Raw genomic sequence first — 300 nt, 5'->3', positions numbered from 1 at the left:
GGGGACGGCCGGCAGGAACTCGGATTCGATCTCGGTGATCTTGGCCTGCACCGCCTTGCGGCGGCTGATTGCGGCCTCGACGGTGACGTTCGGATTGGCCTGCAACACGCGGTCGAGCGCGGCAAAGGCCGATCGATAGACCTTCTCGCGAAACGCCCGGTCCTCGGCATTGCCTTTCTCGAAGGCATTGCGGATCGCTTTCTCGATGGCGTCCAAGCGAGCTCCCTCTCAGCGTCCGCTCCCGGTTGCCCGATCGTTAGCCGCAGGCGACCGATCAATCAACGGGCGGGCGGCTGCCTT

At 65.0% G+C, this 300-nt stretch carries 1 pseudogene; it reads right to left on the bottom strand.

Features of this window, described 5'->3' with window-relative positions:
- Nucleotides 1–216, bottom strand: a pseudogene (locus tag EN845_RS34705) (hypothetical protein); the annotation flags it as partial.
- Between the last annotated feature and the right edge of the window lie 84 nt (nucleotides 217–300).

This window comes from Mesorhizobium sp. M8A.F.Ca.ET.202.01.1.1 (genome assembly GCF_004791595.1).
Classification (GTDB): Bacteria; Pseudomonadota; Alphaproteobacteria; order Rhizobiales; family Rhizobiaceae; genus Mesorhizobium.
The sequence above is the reverse complement of the archived record's forward strand: the minus strand, read 5'-3'. Positions and strand labels throughout refer to the sequence as shown.